Here is a 19,610-nt window from a genome sequence, read left to right as displayed (position 1 = left end):
GCCAGGGCACGGGCGGACCCGTCCCGCTGCACTACGATCGGGACTTCGAGACGATCGCGAAGCGCACCGGGCAGCCGACCAGCTGGTTGGCGGAGCCCGGTTCGCTGTGAGAGGGAGACGATGCTGATCCTGCTGCCCCCGTCGGAGGGGAAGGCGGCGGCGGGCGAGGGGCCCGCGCTGGAGCCGTCCGGGCTCGTCCTGCCCGAGGTGAACGGGGCCCGGGAGGCGGTGCTGGAGTCGCTGGAGGCGCTCTGCGCCGGGCCGCGGGAGACGGCGATGGAGGTGCTCGGCCTCACCGCGGGCCAGGCCGGCGCCGTGCCGCGGAACCTGGAGGTGCGCACCGCCCCGGCGCTGCGCGCGGCCGAGCTCTACACCGGGGTGCTCTACGACAACCTGCGCCTGGGCGAGCTGCTGGCCGGCCCGGCGGCCGCGCGGACCGCGGAGTCGGTGCTGGTCTTCTCCGGGCTGTGGGGGGTCCTCGGGGTGAACGACCGGGTGCCGCCCTACCGGCTGTCGATGGGCGTGAAGCTGCCCCCGCTGGGCGGGCTCGGCGCCTACTGGCGCTCCCACCTGGCCGAACCGCTCGGCAAGCTGGCCGAGGACCGGCTGATCGTGGACTGCCGGTCGGCCGCCTACGCCGCGGCCTTCCGCCCCTCCGGCGCGGCCGCCGAGCGCACCGCCGCGGTCCGGGTGCTCAAGGAGACCGCCTCCGGCGGGACGGTGAAGCGCTCGGTGGTCAGCCACATGGCGAAGGCGACCCGCGGCGCGATCGCGCACGCCCTGCTCGCCCAGGGCCGCTCCCCCGAGACCCCCGCCGAGCTGGCCGAGGCCCTGAACGACCTGGGGCACCGGGCCGAGCTGAGCCCGCCCGGCCGCGGCGGCAAGGCCTCGGTGCTCGACGTCGTCATCCCCGGCTGAGCCCGGCCCGGCGGCCGCGGGAGCCCTCCGCGAACCGCCCGTGAACCGCACCGGAGCGGAACGTAACGAAAGCGTCTCGGTGCTTTATCTCGCCCATACGCGGTGTCCGCGATGATCGGGCCTGGCAGAGATGTTGGACCGCTGGGCGGACGCGAAGAACCCCTCGGCCCTCCCCTGCGGACGCGTCGCGCGGCGTCCCCTCCCCGGGCCTCGCCACACCCGGGGCGCGGGACCGCGCCGGCCCCGATGGCCGGCCGCGCACGCACCGCAGGGGGTCCGAGGCGGCTCCGGCCGGGGAGCACACCGGGGCGCCGGCGGCGCCGAACGGACGCGGCGCCAGGACGCGCCCCGGAGATGCAGACGCCTCGGGCGCCGGTCCGCCGCCGGCGGCCGGCGCCCGAGGCGCACCATGTCGGCTGCTGTCAGTCCAGGTAGTCGCGGAGCACCTGGGACCGCGACGGGTGCCGCAGCTTCGACATGGTCTTGCTTTCTATCTGGCGGATCCGCTCGCGGGTGACCCCGTAGACCTTGCCGATCTCGTCCAGCGTCTTCGGCTGGCCGTCGGTCAGCCCGAAGCGCATGGAGACCACGCCGGCCTCGCGCTCGGAGAGGGTGTCCAGCACCGAGTGGAGCTGCTCCTGGAGCAGGGTGAAGCTGACCGCCTCGCCCGGCTGGATCGCCTCGGAGTCCTCGATGAGGTCGCCGAACTCGCTGTCCCCGTCCTCGCCGAGCGGGGTGTGCAGCGAGATCGGCTCCCGGCCGTACTTCTGGACCTCGACGACCTTCTCCGGGGTCATGTCGAGCTCCTTGGCGAGCTCCTCCGGGGTGGGCTCCCGGCCCAGGTCCTGCAGCATCTGCCGCTGGACGCGGGCCAGCTTGTTGATGACCTCCACCATGTGCACCGGGATGCGGATGGTGCGCGCCTGGTCCGCCATGGCCCGGGTGATGGCCTGCCGGATCCACCAGGTGGCGTAGGTGGAGAACTTGAAGCCCTTGGTGTAGTCGAACTTCTCCACCGCGCGGATCAGGCCCAGGTTGCCCTCCTGGATCAGGTCCAGGAAGAGCATGCCGCGGCCGGTGTAGCGCTTGGCCAGCGAGACCACCAGGCGGAGGTTGGCCTCCAGCAGGTGCTTCTTGGCGCGGGCGCCGTCCTCGGCGATCCACTCCAGCTCGTCGCGGAACTCGACGCTGAGCGAGCCGCTCTCCTCGGCGAGCTTCTCCTCGGCGAACAGGCCGGCCTCGATCCGCTTGGCGAGCTCGACCTCCTGCTCGGCGTTGAGCAGCGCGACGTTGCCGATCTGCTTCAGGTAGTCCTTGACCGGGTCGGCGGTGGCGCCGGCGGCGACCACCTGGGCGGCGGGGGCGTCGTCGTCATCGTCGTAGAGGACGAAGGCCTCGTCCTCGGAGGTGTTGGCGGCGGCCTTCTCCGGGATGCCCACGGCCTCCGGCTTGCTGCCGGACCCGGCGACCGGGCCGCCGACCGGCTCCGGCTTGTCGTCGCCGGTGTCCTCGACGAGCTCCAGCTCGACCCCGGTGTCCTCGAGGTCGTCGTCGACGTCGAGGTCGATGTCGGCGTCCTCGGCGGCCTCCAGGCCGATGTCGTCGCCCTTCTTGGCCGCGGCCTTGGCCGTGGTCTTCTTCGCCGCGGGCTTGGCGGCCGCCCCCTTGGCCGCGGGCTTGGCCGCCGCCTTCTTCGGCGCGGCCTTCTTCGCCGCCTTCGGCTCGGAGGCCTCCGCGGGCGCCGGCTTCGCGGCGCCCTTGGCCGGACCGGAGTCGACGACCGCGGTCACGGTCTCCGGCTGGTCCTGCGCGGCGGCCGCGCGCCGGGGGGCCCGGGCGGTGGTCGTCGTCCGGGTCGCGGCGCTCTTCTTCGGCGCGGCCGTCTTGCGGCGCGCGGACTTCCGGCGCGTGGGGGCGGACTCCTCGGCCCCGACCACGAGGGTGACGCCCTCCTTGGTCAGGATTCGGAGCACGGCCTGGGCCTGCGACATGGGGATGTCGGCCTCTTCGAAGGCACGGCGCACGTCCTCGGGCTCAAGGTACCCCTGGGACCGCCCACGCTCGATCAGCTGCTGAATGACGGGCTCGTGCAGCGACTCCGGCTGTTTTGAGCGGGTCGAACTGGCAGGTGACACAAACACCTCTCGAACGGACGTGTGGCGAGATTGCTGGACCCGGCGGCCCGAAGACCTCCGTGGAGCCTCGCGGAGGGCGGAGCCACCGCCCCCCGGCCCCAGCCCGGGATCATCCCCGCCGCGGGGATGCCGACTTCCTTTCAGCGTATGCGCCCTGTCCAACGCTCGGGACGCATGCGCCCAGTAGGGTTTTTTCCGCGGCCGTGCGGATCCAACCCCACCGTCGGGTCCTGACCCCACCCCCCGCGTGCGCGGGGTTGATGGATCCTCCACCTTAGGCAAAGTGTCGGACTTCTTCTTACGGACTACTACTGCTCCGGTGCGGCCTCGATCACCGGTAGGTGGACGGCGAGCAGGGTGACGTCGTCGTCCTGCTCATACCCTGCGAGCATGCCCTCCACAAGGTACTGGAGCATCAGCTGTGGATCGCCCACCACCTCCGGCGGCGCCTGGGACGCCACGGTGACCAGTTCCTCCAGTCCGGAGGCGACGGACCGCTTCCGGTTCTCTACAAGACCATCGGAATAGAGCACCACGGTGTTACCGGGTTGGACGAAGAATTTGTGGTGGCCCCTCTCGGAGCTGATCCCCAGCGGGGTGTCCGGCTCGGTCTCCAGCAGCCACGGCTCGGTCCGCTCGGCGACGACCAGCGGCGGCAGGTGCCCGGCGTTGCTCAGGTCGATCTGCCCGGTGCCGGGGTCCAGCACGAAGTAGACCAGGGTGGTGACCTGGTCCACCGCCTCGGTGGCGTCGAACATCCGGTCCAGGCCGGTGAGCACGTCGGCCGGCTCGGGCATGCTGAAGGCCAGCGCCCGCAGCGCGTTGCGCACCCGGCTCATCCCGGTGGCCGCCTTGATGCCCTTGCCCATCACGTCGCCGAGCACCCCGGCCACCCGCCCGTCCGGCAGCGGGAAGGCGTCGTACCAGTCCCCGCCGACCTGCACGTGCTGGGTGCCCGAGCGGTAGAAGGCGCGCATCCGGATGCCCTGGACCTCCGGCAGCGCCTCGGGCAGCAGGCTGGCCTGGAGCGCCTCGGCGGTGCGGTGCTCGCGCTCGAAGAGCTTGGCCCGCTCCAGGGCGAGCGCGCACTGGCCGGCGAGCGCCTCCAGGAAGACCTTCTCCTCGTCGGAGATGTCCCGCGGCGAGGTGTGCGCGAAGCGCAGCGCGCCGACCGGCTGGCCGCCGCTGAGCAGCGGCAGCGCCGCCCAGGCCCGCTCGTCGGTGGCCTTGATGAAGGCGGGCGCCTCCTCGTCCCCGTCCAGCAGGCCGAGCAGCTCCAGCGGACCGCCCGCGATGCACGGCCGCTGCTCCCGGACGGCCAGCGACATCAGGCCGTCGTGGTCGGGGGCGGAGCCGGCGGACGGCTCGCCGGCCCGGCCGATGACGCGCAGCCGCAGGCCGTCCCCGCCGATCTCGGCCACGGTGGTGCGGTCGGCGCCCACCGCGGAGCGGCCGATCTCCCCCATGGCCTGGACCACCTGGTCCACGGTGAGGGCCTCGGCGAGGTCGGCGGTGGCCTTCTGCAGCCGCACCGTGCGCAGCGCGGCCTCGCCGAGCTGCTGGGTGAGGCGCTGGCGCATGTCGTCGGCCTCGTGCTGGGTGGTGACGTCGGTGTTGGCGCCGACCCACTCGGAGAGCTCGTCGCCGCGCATCATCGGCACCGCGCGGGAGCGGAAGTGCCGGAAGTCCCCGGAGCAGGTGCGCACCCGGAAGGTCTCGTCGAAGACGGTGCGGTCGGCGATGGAGTCGTCCCAGGACCGCTCCACCCGGGGGCGGTCGTCGGGGTGGACCGAGTCCAGCCACCCCCGGCCCAGGTACTCCTCGAGTCTCTGCCCGGTGACCGCGCGCCACTGCGGGCAGTCCTCGGCCACCGCGCCATCCGGGTCGGCCGCCCACACCACCTGGTTGGTGGCCTCCATCAGCGAGCGGTACCGCTCCTCGCTGCGGCGCAGCTCGCCCTCGGCGCGCACCCGGTCGCTCAGGTCGACCGCGATGAGCGCCACCCCGTCGACCTCGCCGCCGTCGCCGTGGGTGGGGAACCAGGAGGGGGCCCAGCGGGCCGCCTCGCCTCCGGCCGGGCCGAACGGCGGGAACTGGTCCCCGTAGACCACCGGCTCGCCGGCGAGCACCCGGGCGATCGCCGCCCCGTGCGCGTCGGCGGCGGCGCTCCCGAGCACGTCGTGCGGGAGCCGGCCGACGCACTCCTCCTCCGCGCGGCCGTACAGCCGGGCCAGCGCGGGGTTGACCCGCTGGAAGCGCGCGGAGGTGTCGAAGAAGGCGAAGCCGACCGGCGCCTCCTTGAGGATGGTCTCCAGCAGCGCCGATTCGGAGGGGCCGAGCCCGGACATGCGGGGGAGCGGAACGGACGTATCGGTGCTCACCAATGACACCTCCGGGGGCCTTTCCCCCCGCGGACGGGGGCTCGCGTGAGCGGGCGCCGTGGAAATCCTCCACCTGCCGGCCGCACCGGGTGCGACCGCGGCCGGGGAGGCCTGGGGGCGACATCGGGCGACCGCCGCCACCGGTTCAGCATAAGCCACCCGCCCGGCTCGGGTCCGGGCCGCGGTGGAAACCCGGCGGCGATAGCGGAAGGTAAATGATACGTCTCCGTCGTGCAACCACGGCCCATCCGCGGATTTTCGGCTGCCCATTTCCGAAGGAGCCTTCTTTTACCTCGCCCGATCCCGTTTCTCCGGCCTTCCGGTCCGCCTCCTCCCGCGCCCGAAAATACGCAGACAGGCCGAATACGCTCCGTTCTGACATGGATTCGCACGGTCACCGGCGTTCTCTTCCGCCCCGCCCGCACCACGGCCGCCTCCCGGCACTCCCGCCCCGGTCGGGGACGGTGCCGGGGCGCCCCGCGGCGCGCCGCAAAGCCTGGGCAACGACTCACCGGACGGGGCTTGACACCCTGATGCGAAGCAGTGAAATGGATGGTGGTCACCGTCCGACCCGCCGGCGAGAGGCGTGAGCGAGGATGCTCCAGACTTATCCCGCGGCCGACCTGCAGCAGGTCGCGCGGCGTTTGAACGACGAGTTCAGTTCCCTGGCACCGGGGAACGTGCACCGCTGCGTGCACGACACCTGGAAATGCGCCGAGCACCTCGGCTTCCAGGCCACCCCGGGGCTGGTGGAGCGGGTCGCCCGCGAGCGGCTGCAGGCCATGGTGATGTCCCGCCCGCCGTCGGAGCGGCTGGTCGGCCCGCGCCTGCCGGGCCACGACGCGATCGCCTGACCTCCGCCCGGGGAGCACCCCGCTCCCCGACCGATTCCACCCGGGGCGCACGGCAGGTGCCATAGGCTCTGTCAGGTGTCCGTACCTCCCCTGACGCCGCCCCCAGACGCAGCCCCCGACCCGGTCTTCGCCGAGATGCTCCGCGTGGCCCGCGCCCTGCTGGCGGTCCGCGACCCGCTCGACGCCGAACTCGTCGTCAGCAGGATGCTCGGCGCCTGGTGGGGGCAGCGCATACCGGGCATGTCCGGCGCCGACCTGGAGCGGCACCTGACCGAGGGGCTGATCGCGCACGCCACCGCTTCGGGCACCCCGGCGGGCCTGGCGCTGCTGTCCGGAATCACCTCGCTGGGCGTCTCGGCGCACCGGCGCGAGCTCGCCGAGCAGGGCGTCCTCGCCCTCGCCGACCGCGGCGACCTGCGCCGCCCGGCCTGGGCCGAGGCGGTGGGCCTGGTCCGCCCGCTCAGGGCCTACCTCTCCGGCGACCGGTTCGGCGACGCCGACGAGGTCGTCTGCACCTTCCGCTACGACTCCGACCCCGGCGGCCCGGAGGCCCCGGGCCACGCGCTGATCGCCGTCATCGACCACAACGGCGGCGGGGTGCTCCGGGACGCCTGGGTGACCACCAAGGTGGAGCGGCTGCTGGAGCACGGCCGGGCCGCGGCCGAGGACGATCCGATGGCCGTGTTCCACCCGCTCGCCCCGGCCCGCGCCCGGACCCTGCTGGAGCGCGCCCTGGCCGGCACCGACCTGGTGGTCTCCGGCGCCCCCGGCGAGCGCCCGGCCCGGCTCACCGCGGCCCGCGAGGCCGACCTGATCGGCGGCTCCCTGGGCGCGCACCACGCGCTGCTGCGCTCCCGGGTGCGGGCGCTGCCGGCCGAGGGCCGCCCGGCGGGCGAGCCGGTGTGGCGCCGCGACGCCCGCGCCACCCTGGCCGCCCGGTTCCTCGCCTCCGACGAGGCGGCCGAGCTCTCCGACTCCTACGCGGCGAGCCGCTGCGTGGACCACGTCATCGGCTACGGCTGCGACGTCGACGCCGGGCGCCCGATGCGGGTCAGCCCGCGCAAGGTGGAGACCTTCCTGCTCACCTGGCTACCCCGGCGGGTGGTGCTGCTGCCCGAGGAGAGCGAGGCGATGCCGCACGTGCTGGGCGCGTGGATCCGGTGGGCCGGCCCCCGGGCCGGGCTGCCCGAGCCGGCGGTGGGCGCCGCGCTGGACGCGCTGTGGGACTCCTTCGAGGCGTTCAACCGCACCTACCGCGACCCGGCCGAGGCGCTCGGCCTGGGCCGCCGGGAGATCCGCCGGCTGCTGCCCGACGGCGACCTGGCCGCGCTGCCCCGCCGCATGTTCGCCTTCCCGCTGCTCGCCGGCGACCTGCTGGACCGGGCCGAGGGCGGGTTCGACCCGACCACCCCGGAGGGGCGGCGGGCGCTGCTCCGGCTGGACCACTTCGGCGAGATCGACGTCCCGGAGGGACCGCCCGGCCGGCACGCGGTGGACGGCGGGCGCTCCGGCCGGATCGGCCGCGCCTCCTCGGCCCAGGCCGACCTGGACGCGCACGAGCGGCTCGCGGTGCGGCTGTGGCACGGCGACCCGCCGGAGCTGTGGGCCGCCGCGCAGCGCCTGCTCGACCAGGGCCGGAGCAGACCCGAGGTGCTGCTCACCCTGCTGGACGCGCTGGCCGGCGGCGGGGACGGCGACGCCCCGCTGCTGCTCTCCCGGCTGCGCGCCCTGGGCTGAGCCCCGCGGCGCCGGGGACCACCGGAGGACGGGGCCGGCTCAGAGGCCGTCGGGCATCCGGCCGGTCGCCGGGCGGGGCCGCCCCGCGCTTCCCCGCCCGCCCTCGTTGATCTTGGAGTCGCGGGGGTATCGGAGCGCTCCGATACCCCCGCGACTCCGAGATCAACGAGGGGGCGGTGCGGTAGGCCGACCGCACGCCCGACCGTCTCTCAGGCCTCCAGCAGCCGGTCGCGGAGGCGCTCGGCGGTGCGCGGGGCGAGCTTGAGCCCGTCGGCGACGTAGCCGTCGAAGGATCCGTAGACCCGCTCCAGCTCGGTGAAGGCGGTCTCCAGGTAGGACCGGCGGACCTGGATGATCGGCTCCATGAGGTCGGGGTCGACGCCGCCGCGCTCCGCCTGGCGGCGCATCATGCCGCGCAGCCGCTCCATCCGCCCGTTGCTGGCCAGGTAGTCCTCGAAGACGGTCTCCCGGGGGACGCCCAGCAGGGTGAGCAGCAGCGCGGCCGCCCAGCCGGTGCGGTCCTTGCCCGCGGTGCAGTGGAAGACGACCGCGGTGGGGCCGGCGGCGGTCCGCTCCACCAGCTCGCGGTAGCCGGCGTGCGCGTCGTCGGTGGTGACCAGCGCCCGGTTCACCTCGTGCATGAAGGCCTCCGCCCCGCCGCCGCCCAGCGCCGCGGCGGCCGCCTCGGGGTCGTCGAACAGCCTGTTCAGATCGCCCCCGGTGGTGTGGTCGCCCTGCACGTCCAGCACGGTGTACTCGGCGCCCTCGGGGACCCGGTCGGGCTCGGCGGTCCGCTCGTGCACCGTGCGCAGGTCCAGGACCTGGCGCAGGCCGCGCCCGGCGAGCGCGGCGAAGTCGCCGTCATCGATCCGGGAGAAGGAGTCGGCCCGGTAGACGAGCCCGGTGCGGACCCGCGCTCCGGAGTCCGTGCGGTACCCGCCGATGTCGCGGAAGTTGGGGAGGGTTCTGAGCATCGCGGAATCGTTGGTCACCGGACCGACGATACCCGCCGGTCGGTCGCCCTACCTCGGGGGAGTCCCGCCCCGGGGAGGCGGGACCCCTTGCCCCGGCCCGGTTCCGCGGCGGCGCCGCACCGCGCCCGGTGCCTCCGGCGCACCGCCGCGGCGGAGTCCCCCGCCGGGGCCGCCCGGGATCAGCCGGCCCGGCCGAGCAGCTCCGGGATCTGCTCTCCGGCCTCCTTGACGTCCTTGGCCGTGTCCACGCCCCGCCAGAACCCGTCGATGCGGTACCCGAAGAGCCGCCCCTCCTCGGCGAGCCGGGGGAAGGTGGAGGACTCGTGGTCGCCCTTCTCCGGGAGGAGGCCGGTGAGCCCCGGCTCGAAGAGGTACACCCCCGCGTTGATCCAGAACGGCAGCAGCGGGCTCTGCGTGAAGCCGCCGACGGAGCCGGCCTCGTCCACGTCCACGATGCCCCAGCTGGTCCGGTACTGGGCCAGCGCCAGGGTGCCCAGCCCGCCCTTGGCCCGGTGGAAGGCGGTGAACTCGTCCAGCGGGAACCAGGTGAGCACGTCGCCGTTGAGCGCGAAGTAGGGGGCGTCCGGGTCGCGCAGGCCGGAGGCGGCGTAGCGGAGCGCCCCGCCGCGGCCCAGCGGCTCGTCCTCGACCAGGACGGTGGTCTCCGGGCCCTCGGTCCGCCCGGACAGGTGCTCGCGCAGCACCTCGGCCTTGTAGCCGCAGGACACCACCGCGTGCCGCACGCCGTGCCCGGCCAGCCACTCCAGCTGGTAGTCGATGATCGGCCGGTCGGCGACCTCCACCATGGCCTTGGGCCGGGTATCGGTGTAGGGGCGCAGGCGGGTCGCCTGCCCACCGGCCAGGATGACGGCTTCGCGGACGGGGGCGCTGCTCGAAGTCATGGAGCGGACATTAGCAGGGCGGCCGCGGCGGGCGCCGCCGTGCCCGCGCCCGCTCCCGGGGCGGGCGGGCACCGCCTGCGGAGGTGGTGCCCGCCCGCCGCGCTCCGCCCGCCGCGCCGCCCGACCGCGGGGGCCGCGACCGGGGCGCGACACCCGCGGCGGGGCGGCGGGGCGGGCGCCTCAGCGCTGGGTCACCTCGGAGTAGGCGGCGCGGACGTCGTCGCTGGTGACCACGGTCAGCTCGGCGGCGGTGGCGGCCTCGCCCACCTCTTCCGCGACCCGCAGGTCCCGCTGCGAGCAGGCCTTCTCGAACAGCGAGCGGGCGAACCGGCCGTTGCCCAGCTCGTCGATCCAGCCCTCGTCGCACACGTAGCCGAAGATCCGGCGCAGGTCCTCCAGCGCGGACTCGTCGAAGGCGTCGCCGGTCCGCTCGGCCACCGCGCCGGCGATCTCGGTGAGCTGGTCGGCGGTGTAGCTGGGGAAGGCCACCCGGACGTTGAACCGGGAGGCCAGGCCGGCGTTGGAGGCCAGCAGCCGGTCCATCTCCCCCGGGTAGCCGGCCAGCACGACCACCAGCCGGGAGCGGTCGTCCTCGGCCCGCTTGAGCAGGGTCTGGATCGCCTCGGCGCCGAACGCGTCCCCGCCGCTGTAGCCGGGGTTGGCCAGGGCGTAGGCCTCATCGACGAAGAGCACCCCGCCCAGCGCCCGGTCGACCAGCGCGTTGGTCTTGATCGCGGTCGCCCCCAGGTGCTCGCCGACCAGGTCGGAGCGCTGCGCCTCGACCACCTCGGACCGGGTCAGCAGGCCCAGCGCGGCGAAGACCCGGCCCAGCACCCGGGCCACCGAGGTCTTGCCGGTTCCCGGGGGCCCGGAGAAGACGAAGTGCCGCATCGGCGGCTGGGCGCGCAGCCCCTGCTCCTCGCGGAGCTTGGCCACCCGCAACTGCGCGGCGATCGCCCGGACCTGGCGCTTGACCGGCTCCAGCCCGACCATCCCGTCCAGCTCGGCCAGCGCCCCCTCCAGGTCGGGCGCCTGGCCGAACCCGGGCAACCGCGCGGTGAGCTGCCGGTAGGCCTCGTCCACGTCGGGCTCGCGGACGGTCACCAGGTCACCGGGGGCCGGCGGCTCCCGGCTCTCCCCCGAGGTCACCACCCGCACGTCGCGCGCCTCGGCGGCCTTCTCCACCAGGGAGCGGGCGAACCGGCCGTTGCCCAGCTCGTCCACGGCGGCCCGCTGCTCCACCTCCTCCAGCCCGCGGCCCAGTGCGCGCAGCGCGCCCGCGTCGAGCAGGTCGCCGCGCCGGCCGAACAGGTGCTCGCAGATGAGCCGGAGCTCCTCGGCGGAGTAGCTGGGGAAGGTGACCCGGGTGGCGAACCGGGAGGCCAGACCGGGGTTGGAGGCGAGGAAGCGGTCCATCTCCGCCTCGTAGCCGGCCAGGATCACCACCAGCCGGTCCCGGTCGTCCTCGGCCCGCTTGAGCAGGGTCTGCACCGCCTCGGCGCCGAACCGGTCCGGCTGCCCGTCGCCCTCGTTGACCAGGGAGTACGCCTCGTCGATGAAGAGCACCCCGCCCAGCGCCCGGTCGACCAGCGCGTTGGTCTTGATCGCGGTGGCGCCCAGGTACTCGCCGACCAGGTCGGCGCGGTGCGCCTCGACCACCCGGGAGGTGGGCAGCAGGCCGAAGGAGTGGAAGATCGTGGCCAGGGTGCGCGCGACGCTGGTCTTGCCGGTGCCCGGAGGCCCGGAGAACACCAGGTGGCGCAGGGGCTTGTCGACGGCGTACCCGGCGTCGGCCCGCAGCCGGGCCGCCTCGATGGACGCCGCGATCGCCCGGACCTGCTGCTTGACCGGGTCGAGGCCGATCATCTCCTCCAGCCGGGCCAGCGCCTGGTCGACCGGGACGGGGTCCTCCTCGTCCCCGTCCTCGGCGGAGCGCCGGGGGGCGGCGGGGCCGCCGGCGCCCGCCCGCTGCCGGGGCGGCGCGGGGGGGCGGGGGCCCTCCGGGCGGCCGCCCGGCCCGCCGGCGCCGGCGGAGCCCGGCGTCGGGCGCATGCCGCGGCGCAGCCGGTAGCCGGCGGCGGCGCGCCAGACCAGCGCCAGCCCGGCCGCGCAGGCGGCGCTGACCAGCCCCAGCCCCGGCGGCGCCCCGCCGGTCAGCATGCCGCCCAGCCCCACGGCCAGCCCGGCGATGAGCGCGACGAGCAGGGCGAGCAGCGTGGTGTGCCAGACCGGGTACTCCTTGATCCGCACCGCCGCGACGGTGACCAGCAGCGGGATCAGCGGGAGCAGCAGCAGGACGCCGCGGTCGGCGACCGGGATCGGGATCTGCAGCAGCAGGAAGGCCAGGACCAGCCAGCCCAGGCAGACCAGGGTGGTGGCCACCGCGTCGACGGAGTGCATCAGGGCGGCCAGCACCGACAGCACCGCGGCCGCCACCGCCACGCTGAGCAGCACGGGGAGCTGGAGGAGCAGCGCGGCCAGCGCCACCGCCAGCAGCACCCCCGCCGCCACCGCGAGCCGGATCCGCGGGGGCCGGCCGTGGTAGGCCGTCCGCGCCCGCTCCAGCAGCGGGCCCGCCGCGGGCCCGCCGGCCGTTCGGGACCGGTCCTCAGGCGGCATGCCGCACCTCCCTCTGCCTGTCGGCCCGTCCCATACTGCCGCGAAGGCCGGCGCCGGCAGAACCGCCGGAAGCGTGAAGTTCCGCTGTGTCGCACCTCCGAACGGCCCGTCGGAGCCGCTCCCCGCCCCGCCGCACCGAACGTCCGGAAGGGCCGTTCTCCGGCGCCGGCTCCCCTGCACCGCCCACCGGGCCCCGGGCGGCGGGCCGACCGCCGCCGGCGGCCCCGACCGGGGCGGAAGGGCACTGGAACGCCCCGGGCGGACGTCCGCCCGGGGCGCGTCGGCGCGCCCTGCTCGCGTGCTCCGGAGGGCGTCCGCGCGTTCCGCAGGCCGGTGAAGCCGGTACCGGGCCGCCCGGAGCACCCGGCAGGGGTGACCGGACCACCGCCTCCCGGGAGGCGGGCGGGTCGCCGCTGGAACCGGCCGGAGGACTCCCCCCGGCCCGGCCCCGCGGCCGGCGCACCGCCACCGGGGCGCATCCGCCCGGCCCGCGGGCGCCCGGAACCGGCGCCGGACCGCTGTACCGGCCGGCGCCCGGCACCACGATCGCGTCGGAGCGCGGCCGCCCGCCGCGGCGGGCGGTCCACCGGACCCGGCCCCAGGCGGCAGGGGGGAGCGCCGCCGCGATCAGCGGCACGGCCGCGATGATCCGGCCCAGGCGCAGCCGGGGCCGCGGGCGGGAGCGCCGCCCGCCGCGCCGGGGCCGCGGATCGGGCTCGTCGAACGGGCCGCCCGGCAGGGGCCGCCGGGCGGCCGCCGTTCTCCGGGGGCGGTGCGGGGCGGACGCGGCCGAAGGCGGTATGCGGCCGGGCGCCCCTGCACCGGTGGAGGGGTGCGGGGCGGCGCCCACGGCGGCCCCCGCTCCCGCCGGGCCGCCTCCTCCGCGGGACCTCCGCGGGGCCGCGCCGTCCGGGCGGGGGGTCGGCGCCCGCATCAGAGCAGCGCCGTCTGCCCGCCCGGGCCGGGGCGGGGCCTGCGCAGGTGCCGCCACTTCTCCAGGCCGTCCAGGTAGGACCAGGTCATCCGGTGGTGGGGGGTGGGGCCGTGCTCGGCCAGGGCGGCGCGGTGCACCGGCGAGGGGTAGCCCGCGGCGGTGGCGAAGCCGTATCCGGGGTGCTCGGCGTCGAGCCCGGCCATCCAGGTGTCCCGGTACACCTTGGCGAGCACCGAGGCGGCGGCCGTGCTGACCGAGGTCAGGTCGGCCTTGACCTGGGTGCGCACCGCCCAGGGGCGGCCGAGGTAGTCGTGCTTGCCGTCCAGGATGACCGCGTCGGGGCGGCGGCTCAGGCCGCGCAGCGCCCGGTCGGCGGCGAGCCGCAGCGCGGCGGTCATGCCCAGCTCGTCGATCTCCTCGGCCTCGGCCCGGCCGACCGCGTGGTCGGCGACCCAGAAGCGGAGCAGCTCGGCCATGGCGGTGCGCCGCTTGGGGGTGAGCCGCTTGGAGTCGGTGAGGCCTTCGGGGGCGGGGGCCGGGCCGGCGACGGCCGCGCAGACCACGACCGGTCCCGCCCAGGCGCCCCGGCCGACCTCGTCGACCCCGGCGACCAGGGCGGCGCCTGCCGCGCCCAGCTCCTGCTCCAGAGCGTAGTCCGGCGGTTCGATGGGGGTAGTGGCTGCCACCCGCCCAACCTTACTCAGTGCCCGCCCCTCCCGCGGCCCGGCGCGGACCCGCGCCGGGCGGAACGGGCGAATCGGGCGGCTCGGGCGGTGTTCCCGGAGGGAATCGGCGGGCCCCGCGTGTGGCGCCCCGGCGGGGGCGGCCGGGTCGAGTAGTTTCCGGGTGTCTCTGCCGGGCGGACGAGGGCGGACTCAGGTGAAGCGGAGCGGGAGCGCGGGCCGGGGGCGGCTCTACGACGCGGCGGTGCTCGCGGTGCGGGCCGGAGCGGCCTGGGTGTTCGCCGGGCACGCGGCGGGCCGGCCGCTCTCCTGGCCGTCCTCTCCCGGGGCGGCGCTGGCCTGGCTCGAGCTGGCCGGCGCCGCGCTGCTGGCCGCGGGGGTGGCGGTGCCGGTCTGCGGCGCCGTGCTGGCCGCGCTGGCCGGGGCCGCGGTGCCCGCGGCGGCCGGGGCCTGGCCGGAGGGGGCGGCGCTGGCCTCGCTGCCCGCGGGCGCCCCGCCCGCCCTGCCGGCGCTGCTCGCCGCGGCCTGCCTGCTGGCCGCGGTCGCCCCCGGGCGGCTCTGCGCGGACCGCGTGCTGCGCCGTCCCGCGGCGGCGGGAACCGCGGGCGCCCGGGATGCGACCAAGATCCCGTTCGGGGATCGCGACGGAACCCTCAGAAGGCCTGAGGAGGCGCCGCCGCTCCCCTATCCTGAAGGGCGGGCCGCTGTGCGGCGGCCGTCCCGGACCTGACGACGCGGTCCCCGGTGGCCCACCCCTCGGACCGCGCCTGAGATCACCGCATCCATCTGGGGGAACGCACTCCATGACAGCCTCGGCTCCGACGCCCGGATCGAATCCGGCGAGCCGTTCCGACCCGCGCGGCGGCCAGGACCCGGTCGCGCCGCTGCTGCAGATCGCCCACCGGCCGACGCTCGCCCGGCGGCTGATCTCCTGGGCGTCCCGGCCGCCCGGCCGGCTCTACCTGCCCGCCTGCGTCCTGGTCGGCCTCGTCCTGATCTACGAGGACAGCATGCCCGGCGGGCACCTTCCGGCGTTCGTGCTGGGCATGGGGGGCGGTGCGCTGCTCGCCGCGATGGGCGCGCTGCGGCTGGGCATCGCGCTGTCGGTGGCCCGCCCGATGGTGCGCAGGTACTGGCTGCGCTGGATCTCCGCACCGCTGGTCGCGGCCGTCGCGATCGTCCTGTCGATGGCCGACATCCCGCTGCAGGGCCGGGTCTCCACCTCCGCCGACGAGCTGCTGAACGTCCGCGACACGACCAACCGGTCCACCACCATCCCGCTGAACGGCGAGATGGCCGGGCTGTACCCGCTGAAGTCGGTGACCATCAAGGACGGCCTGACCCTCTACACGGTGCAGGGCGCCGGGCTGCTCAGCCCGTCCGGGCTGGCCTACAGCGCCGAGCCGCTGGAGACCGACGTCTTCGTCCGCGGCCACGGCGGCCGGGTCTACGAGCACATCGGCGGCAGATGGTACTCCTGGACCGAGTACTGACCGCCTGACCGGCCCGCCGCGCGAAGCGGGTTCCCGCAGCGCCGGTGGCCCTCGTCACCGGCGTTTTCCCTTCCGTCCCCCTTTCCTCTAACCGCCCTTTTATCCGGAACCGGTAGAAAAGGGGGCGACGAGAACGAGAAGGATCCCCCCTGGAGAGGGACGGACGGACACGATGAGCGAGTTCCTGACCACACTGCACCTGCGCATCTACGACGCGACGCGGGCCCTGCGCCGGGCGCACGCGCGCGGAGACGCGGAGGTCTGCCTCGCTCAGGCCGGAGAGATCGAGGACCTGGTGGAGATCGCGGCCCGGCACGGTGTGGACATCGACAGCGGTTACCGCTCGCTGGTGGAAGCGGCCTGAGCCCCGGGGCGGGGCGGGCGAATTCCGCCGAAAACAATTGTTCCCGGATTCGACCTGCGCGCCTCGCCGGCGCCGGGAATCCGGGAACAATCTCCCCCCGATGCCCCGACTGTACCGGGGCGGGATTCAAGGCCGGGTAATACCGGAGCCAATACGGGTCCACTCCGGCCGCGAGCGAAGGGCGGGGAGAAGCGGTGCGCACCGCTTCTCCCCGCCCTTTTCCGGCGGAGCGGCGGTGCGGCCGGAGGGGCCGCACCGCCGCGGGCTCAGCGGCGCTTGCCGCCGCCGTAGCCCTCACCGCGCTCGAACTGCTCGCGCATCGCCTGCTGCTGCTCCTGCAGGTACTGCTCGGCCATCTGCTGCTGCCGGCCGGCGGCCGCCGCGACGGCCCCCTGGGCCTCCTGGAAGGCGCCGGACGCGTCGCTCTCGACGGCACGGGCCCTGCGGTTCCCGCCCCCGATGCCGGGCAGCATCTGCGCCAGCAGCAGGGTGGACAGCGCCGAGGTGTCCCCGCCGCTCCCGTCGGTCCGCACCACCACCGGGGTGGGGGCGTGCTCGGCGAGCTTGGCCCCGACGTCGAGCCGGCGGCGCGCCAGCTCGTAGCGGAGCACCGCCCGGTTGTCCCGGTAGGCGGTGGACAGGCGGCGCTGCGCCTTGGCCTCGTTCTGCGCGGCGACCAGGTCGGCGCGGCCCTGCGTCTCGATCTCGTAGCGGACCCGCTGCGCCTCGGTCTCCTGCTCCTCCAGCATCTGCGCGACGTCCTTGCGGGCCTTGTTCAGCGCCGCGTTGACCTCGACGATCTTGGCGTCGCGGGTCTTCTTGGAGCGCTCGATGTCCATCAGCAGGGTGTCGATCCGCCGCTTGCGGGTGAGCTCCCACTCCTGCTCGTAGGCGTCCAGCTCCTTGGCCACCCGCTCCCGGGTGGCCAGGTGCTGCTGGTACTGGTTGGGCAGCTGCACGTCGGGGATGTTGCAGCCGCGGATCTCCACGCCGTACCGGCGCAGCTGCCGGTTGAGCAGGTCCTGCATGTCGGCGACGTCGGAGCCGCGCAGGTCGTAGGCGCTCTCCGTCTGCACCATCCGGCTGCGCTGGCGGATCGCGTCCTGCACCGCGCTGGCCAGCACCAGGTCGAAGTTGGAGGCGCCGATGGTGCGCACGAACGCCACCGCGTCGACGATCCGGAACTTCAGGAAGAACTCGATCGACTTCAGCGGCACGTTCTCCTGCGTGGGGCAGGCCAGCACCGGGGCGGTGTAGGGGATCTCGGTGGAGACGTCCACCACGAAGTCCACCCGCGACCAGGGGTGCCACAGGTAGTGCCGGCCGGGGTCGAGCTGGCCGACGATGGCGCCGTACTTGGTGAGCAGGCCGACGGTGCCCTGCTCGATCTCCACGATGGCGGAGCGCCACCACCACAGCAGCCCCAGTCCCAGCGCGACCAGCGCCAGCACGAAGAGCAGCACCGCCAGCCACATCAGCAGGCCGATGCCGATGACGGCCACCACCAGCGCGCCGAGCAGCAGGTAGAGCGCGGCCCAGACCAGCATGGTCCAGCTGAGGCCCCGGTTGTCCCGGGGGATGACGACGGGCACCAGGGCGCCCTGGTCGCCGCCGCGGAGCAGGCGGGCGATGTCGCCCCAGGAGGCCACCGACTCCTTGATGTTGGACCCGCTCCGCTGCGGGGCGTTGGACTGGCTCATCTACAGGCCTCCCTGCTCGCTGGGGCCGGACTGCGGCCACGGGGCGGGCGGCGGGGGCGGCGCGGGCCGCTCCCGCCCCTCCGGGGCCTGCGGCTCGGGCTCCCCGGCCGGAGCCGCCGGGCCCTGGTCGGCGGCGGCCTGCAGCCGCTCGTCGATGGCGTCGTCGGAGACCGACTTGCGGATCTCCTCCAGCCGGTCCTCGCCCGGGACCTCGTGGTCCTCGGGGTCCGGGGTCTCGACGGTGGCCTGCTCCTCGGCGAGCAGCGCCTCGATCTCGGCCTCCCGGGCGGCGATGCGCTCGGAGATCTCCGCCAGCCGGGTGCGGATGGCCGCCATGTCCTCTTCGTCGAAGAGCTGCGCCTCGGACTCGCCGATGATGCCCTGCGCCACCCGGAGGAAGTCGACACTGGAGTCGTCGGCGCCGCCGATGTGCAGCACCTGGGGCAGGCTGTCGGCGACCGATTCCAGCTTGTCCAGCAGGTCCTGCTGGTAGCGGTAGTTGAGGATCTCCGGCGCCTCGGCCGCGCTGACCGCGCGGATGTCCAGTGCCTGGGCCTCCAGCAGCGCGGCGTTGGCGTTGGCGGTGCTCTCCGCCTCCACGAACCGCTGCCGCGCCTGGGCGCGCGCCCGGTTGGTCTCCCGCTCCAGGGCGGTGTCCATCTGGGCCTGGTACTGCGCGATGTCGGCCTGGATCGCCGAGAGCGTCTCGTTCAGCGAGGCCAGCTCGCGGTTGAGGTCGCCCTCGTTCTGCTCCTTGCGCAGCTGGAGCTCGTACTGGTAGGTGTACGCCTCCTTGGCCACCCGGACCATCTCGGTGGCCGCCAGGTCCATCCGGTACTCCTGGCTGGACGGCTCGGCGTGGGTGATGTTGGCGTTGGTCAGCCGCACCGCGGGCAGGAACTGCGCGTTGAGCTGCTCCACCATCCGGGAGGTGCTCTCCCCGACCAGGTCGTAGATCTCCGCGGCCTGCTGCTCGTAGATGAGGCTGCGGGTGGTCTCGCTGATCGCGTTGTTCAGCTTCTCCTGGAAGCCCTGCACCGCGCCGAGGACGAAGATGAACTGCTCGGGGTCCTCGATCCGGAACTGGACGAACAGGTCGATGGAGGCCTTGACCCCGCTCTTGGTGGGCGCCTCGCGGATGGGCGCGTTGAACGGGTACTCCCGGGTCGTGTTGACGATGTAGGAGACCCGCTTCCACGGGTTGAACAGGGTGACCCGGCCGGGGCCGACGATCTGCTCCAGCTTGCCGAACCGGGTGATCAGCGCCTGGCAGCCGTCCGGGACCATGACCATGCCCTGCCGCCACCACATGAACGCGGTGAACAGCAGCAGCACCACCCAGTAGTGCGGGCCGAAGAAGGGGTTGAGGAGGAAGCCGAGCGGGAGCGCGGTGACGCCCAGGCCGATCCCGCCGACCACGGCGAGCAGGATCGACGGCAGCAGCGCGGCGAACGTCCGGCCGCGCGGGATCACCATCGGGCAGATGACGTTGACCGGGCCGTCCGAGCCGCGCTCGAACGTGCTCTGGTTCAGCGCCTCGCCGGCGTTATTGAGCGACGTGGTCTTCTGCTCGATCCGGGTACCCGTCGAGGCGCCCTGATCCCGGGCGGCCAGAAAGTCTCCCGGATCGAGTCCGAATCCCTCCGCCCCCTCACTGAGCGCGTCGGTGACCGCCGCCCGCGGATCGCCGCCCTGGGCGATGCTCTCGGCGGCCCCGCGCACGGTCTGTGCGAAGGACATATGTTGGTGACTCCTTGCTCGTGACGGACCTGTGGGTCCGACGCGGGCACGGCTCGCCCGGTTCCCACGGTCCCGTTCGCGGTGGCGGAATCCTCCCACACGGGACCCCGCCCACCTGCGTCTTCCGAGTGACCATCGGGTATCGATACCCAGCGTGTCCGGAATTCGGGAGGCGC

At 74.7% G+C, this 19,610-nt stretch carries 14 protein-coding genes; 6 read left to right on the top strand and 8 right to left on the bottom strand.

Features of this window, described 5'->3' with window-relative positions; genetic code table 11:
* Nucleotides 1–120: 120 nt before the first annotated feature.
* Nucleotides 121–918, top strand: a complete 798-nt coding sequence (gene yaaA / locus J0910_RS10470) for a peroxide stress protein YaaA (protein WP_420158316.1) — start codon at nt 121–123, stop codon at nt 916–918.
* Between the two features lie 422 nt (nt 919–1,340).
* Here yaaA and J0910_RS10465 read toward each other — a convergent pair whose 3' ends face one another.
* Together J0910_RS10465 and J0910_RS10460 are read right to left on the bottom strand one after the other, a co-directional pair.
* The gene (locus J0910_RS10465) at nt 1,341–2,942 is read right to left on the bottom strand and encodes an RNA polymerase sigma factor (protein WP_420161949.1); all 1,602 of its coding nucleotides are present in this window, start codon (nt 2,940–2,942) and stop codon (nt 1,341–1,343) included.
* Nucleotides 2,943–3,361: 419 nt separating this feature from the next.
* Nucleotides 3,362–5,401, bottom strand: coding sequence for a SpoIIE family protein phosphatase (locus tag J0910_RS10460; RefSeq protein WP_420161948.1), 2,040 nt, complete (start codon nt 5,399–5,401; stop codon nt 3,362–3,364).
* A gap of 629 nt (nt 5,402–6,030) precedes the next feature.
* On the opposite strand from J0910_RS10460, the gene J0910_RS10455 reads away from it, so the two are divergent.
* Nucleotides 6,031–6,288, top strand: a complete 258-nt coding sequence (locus J0910_RS10455; protein WP_017594330.1) for a hypothetical protein — start codon at nt 6,031–6,033, stop codon at nt 6,286–6,288.
* 135 nt (nt 6,289–6,423) lie between these two features.
* Nucleotides 6,424–8,025 (top strand): hypothetical protein, encoded by a 1,602-nt coding sequence (locus J0910_RS10450; protein ID WP_420161947.1) that lies wholly within the window; start codon nt 6,424–6,426, stop codon nt 8,023–8,025.
* Nucleotides 8,026–8,234: 209 nt separating this feature from the next.
* Here J0910_RS10450 and J0910_RS10445 read toward each other — a convergent pair whose 3' ends face one another.
* The 4 genes from J0910_RS10445 to J0910_RS10430 all read right to left on the bottom strand — a co-directional run bounded on the left by J0910_RS10445 (nt 8,235) and on the right by J0910_RS10430 (nt 14,140).
* Entirely contained in the window at nt 8,235–9,017 is a 783-nt protein-coding gene (locus J0910_RS10445; protein WP_420158315.1) for a tyrosine-protein phosphatase, read from the bottom strand.
* Between the two features lie 161 nt (nt 9,018–9,178).
* Nucleotides 9,179–9,901 (bottom strand): nucleotidyltransferase family protein, encoded by a 723-nt coding sequence (locus J0910_RS10440; RefSeq protein WP_420158314.1) that lies wholly within the window; start codon nt 9,899–9,901, stop codon nt 9,179–9,181.
* Between the two features lie 180 nt (nt 9,902–10,081).
* Nucleotides 10,082–12,520: an AAA family ATPase gene (locus J0910_RS10435; protein ID WP_420158313.1), complete on the bottom strand. Its 2,439-nt coding sequence runs from the start codon at nt 12,518–12,520 to the stop codon at nt 10,082–10,084.
* A gap of 933 nt (nt 12,521–13,453) precedes the next feature.
* A complete protein-coding gene (locus tag J0910_RS10430) occupies nt 13,454–14,140 on the bottom strand; it encodes a ribonuclease HII (RefSeq protein WP_420158312.1) in 687 nt (228 codons plus the stop codon).
* A gap of 193 nt (nt 14,141–14,333) precedes the next feature.
* On the opposite strand from J0910_RS10430, the gene J0910_RS10425 reads away from it, so the two are divergent.
* The 3 genes from J0910_RS10425 to J0910_RS10415 all read left to right on the top strand — a co-directional run bounded on the left by J0910_RS10425 (nt 14,334) and on the right by J0910_RS10415 (nt 15,994).
* Nucleotides 14,334–14,867, top strand: coding sequence for a histidine kinase (locus J0910_RS10425; protein ID WP_420158311.1), 534 nt, complete (start codon nt 14,334–14,336; stop codon nt 14,865–14,867).
* Nucleotides 14,868–14,940: 73 nt separating this feature from the next.
* On the top strand, nt 14,941–15,630 hold the full coding sequence (locus J0910_RS10420; RefSeq protein WP_420158310.1) for a hypothetical protein: 690 nt from the start codon (nt 14,941–14,943) through the stop codon (nt 15,628–15,630).
* Nucleotides 15,631–15,802: 172 nt separating this feature from the next.
* On the top strand, nt 15,803–15,994 hold the full coding sequence (locus J0910_RS10415) for a hypothetical protein (protein WP_017594338.1): 192 nt from the start codon (nt 15,803–15,805) through the stop codon (nt 15,992–15,994).
* Between the two features lie 266 nt (nt 15,995–16,260).
* Here J0910_RS10415 and J0910_RS10410 read toward each other — a convergent pair whose 3' ends face one another.
* Together J0910_RS10410 and J0910_RS10405 are read right to left on the bottom strand one after the other, a co-directional pair.
* Entirely contained in the window at nt 16,261–17,694 is a 1,434-nt protein-coding gene (locus J0910_RS10410) for an SPFH domain-containing protein (RefSeq protein WP_420158309.1), read from the bottom strand.
* Nucleotides 17,695–19,434, bottom strand: coding sequence for an SPFH domain-containing protein (locus J0910_RS10405; RefSeq protein WP_420158308.1), 1,740 nt, complete (start codon nt 19,432–19,434; stop codon nt 17,695–17,697). It lies immediately after the preceding gene.
* Nucleotides 19,435–19,610: the final 176 nt, after the last annotated feature.

The sequence above is a fragment of the Nocardiopsis oceanisediminis genome, assembly GCF_048595525.1.
Classification (GTDB): Bacteria; Actinomycetota; Actinomycetes; order Streptosporangiales; family Streptosporangiaceae; genus Nocardiopsis_A; species Nocardiopsis_A oceanisediminis.
The sequence above is the reverse complement of the archived record's forward strand: the minus strand, read 5'-3'. Positions and strand labels throughout refer to the sequence as shown.

Excerpts from the sequence above, each read along its gene's own strand:
- yaaA (WP_420158316.1), top strand. The coding sequence starts at position 121 with ATGCTGATCCTGCTGCCCCCGTCGGAGGGGAAGGCGGCGGCGGGCGAG.
- J0910_RS10460 (WP_420161948.1), bottom strand. The coding sequence starts at position 5,401 with ATGTCCGGGCTCGGCCCCTCCGAATCGGCGCTGCTGGAGACCATCCTC.
- J0910_RS10455 (WP_017594330.1), top strand. The coding sequence starts at position 6,031 with ATGCTCCAGACTTATCCCGCGGCCGACCTGCAGCAGGTCGCGCGGCGT.
- J0910_RS10450 (WP_420161947.1), top strand. The coding sequence starts at position 6,424 with ATGCTCCGCGTGGCCCGCGCCCTGCTGGCGGTCCGCGACCCGCTCGAC.
- J0910_RS10440 (WP_420158314.1), bottom strand. The coding sequence starts at position 9,901 with ATGACTTCGAGCAGCGCCCCCGTCCGCGAAGCCGTCATCCTGGCCGGT.
- J0910_RS10435 (WP_420158313.1), bottom strand. The coding sequence starts at position 12,520 with ATGCCGCCTGAGGACCGGTCCCGAACGGCCGGCGGGCCCGCGGCGGGC.
- J0910_RS10420 (WP_420158310.1), top strand. The coding sequence starts at position 14,941 with ATGACAGCCTCGGCTCCGACGCCCGGATCGAATCCGGCGAGCCGTTCC.
- J0910_RS10415 (WP_017594338.1), top strand. The coding sequence starts at position 15,803 with ATGAGCGAGTTCCTGACCACACTGCACCTGCGCATCTACGACGCGACG.
- J0910_RS10410 (WP_420158309.1), bottom strand. The coding sequence starts at position 17,694 with ATGAGCCAGTCCAACGCCCCGCAGCGGAGCGGGTCCAACATCAAGGAG.
- J0910_RS10405 (WP_420158308.1), bottom strand. The coding sequence starts at position 19,434 with ATGTCCTTCGCACAGACCGTGCGCGGGGCCGCCGAGAGCATCGCCCAG.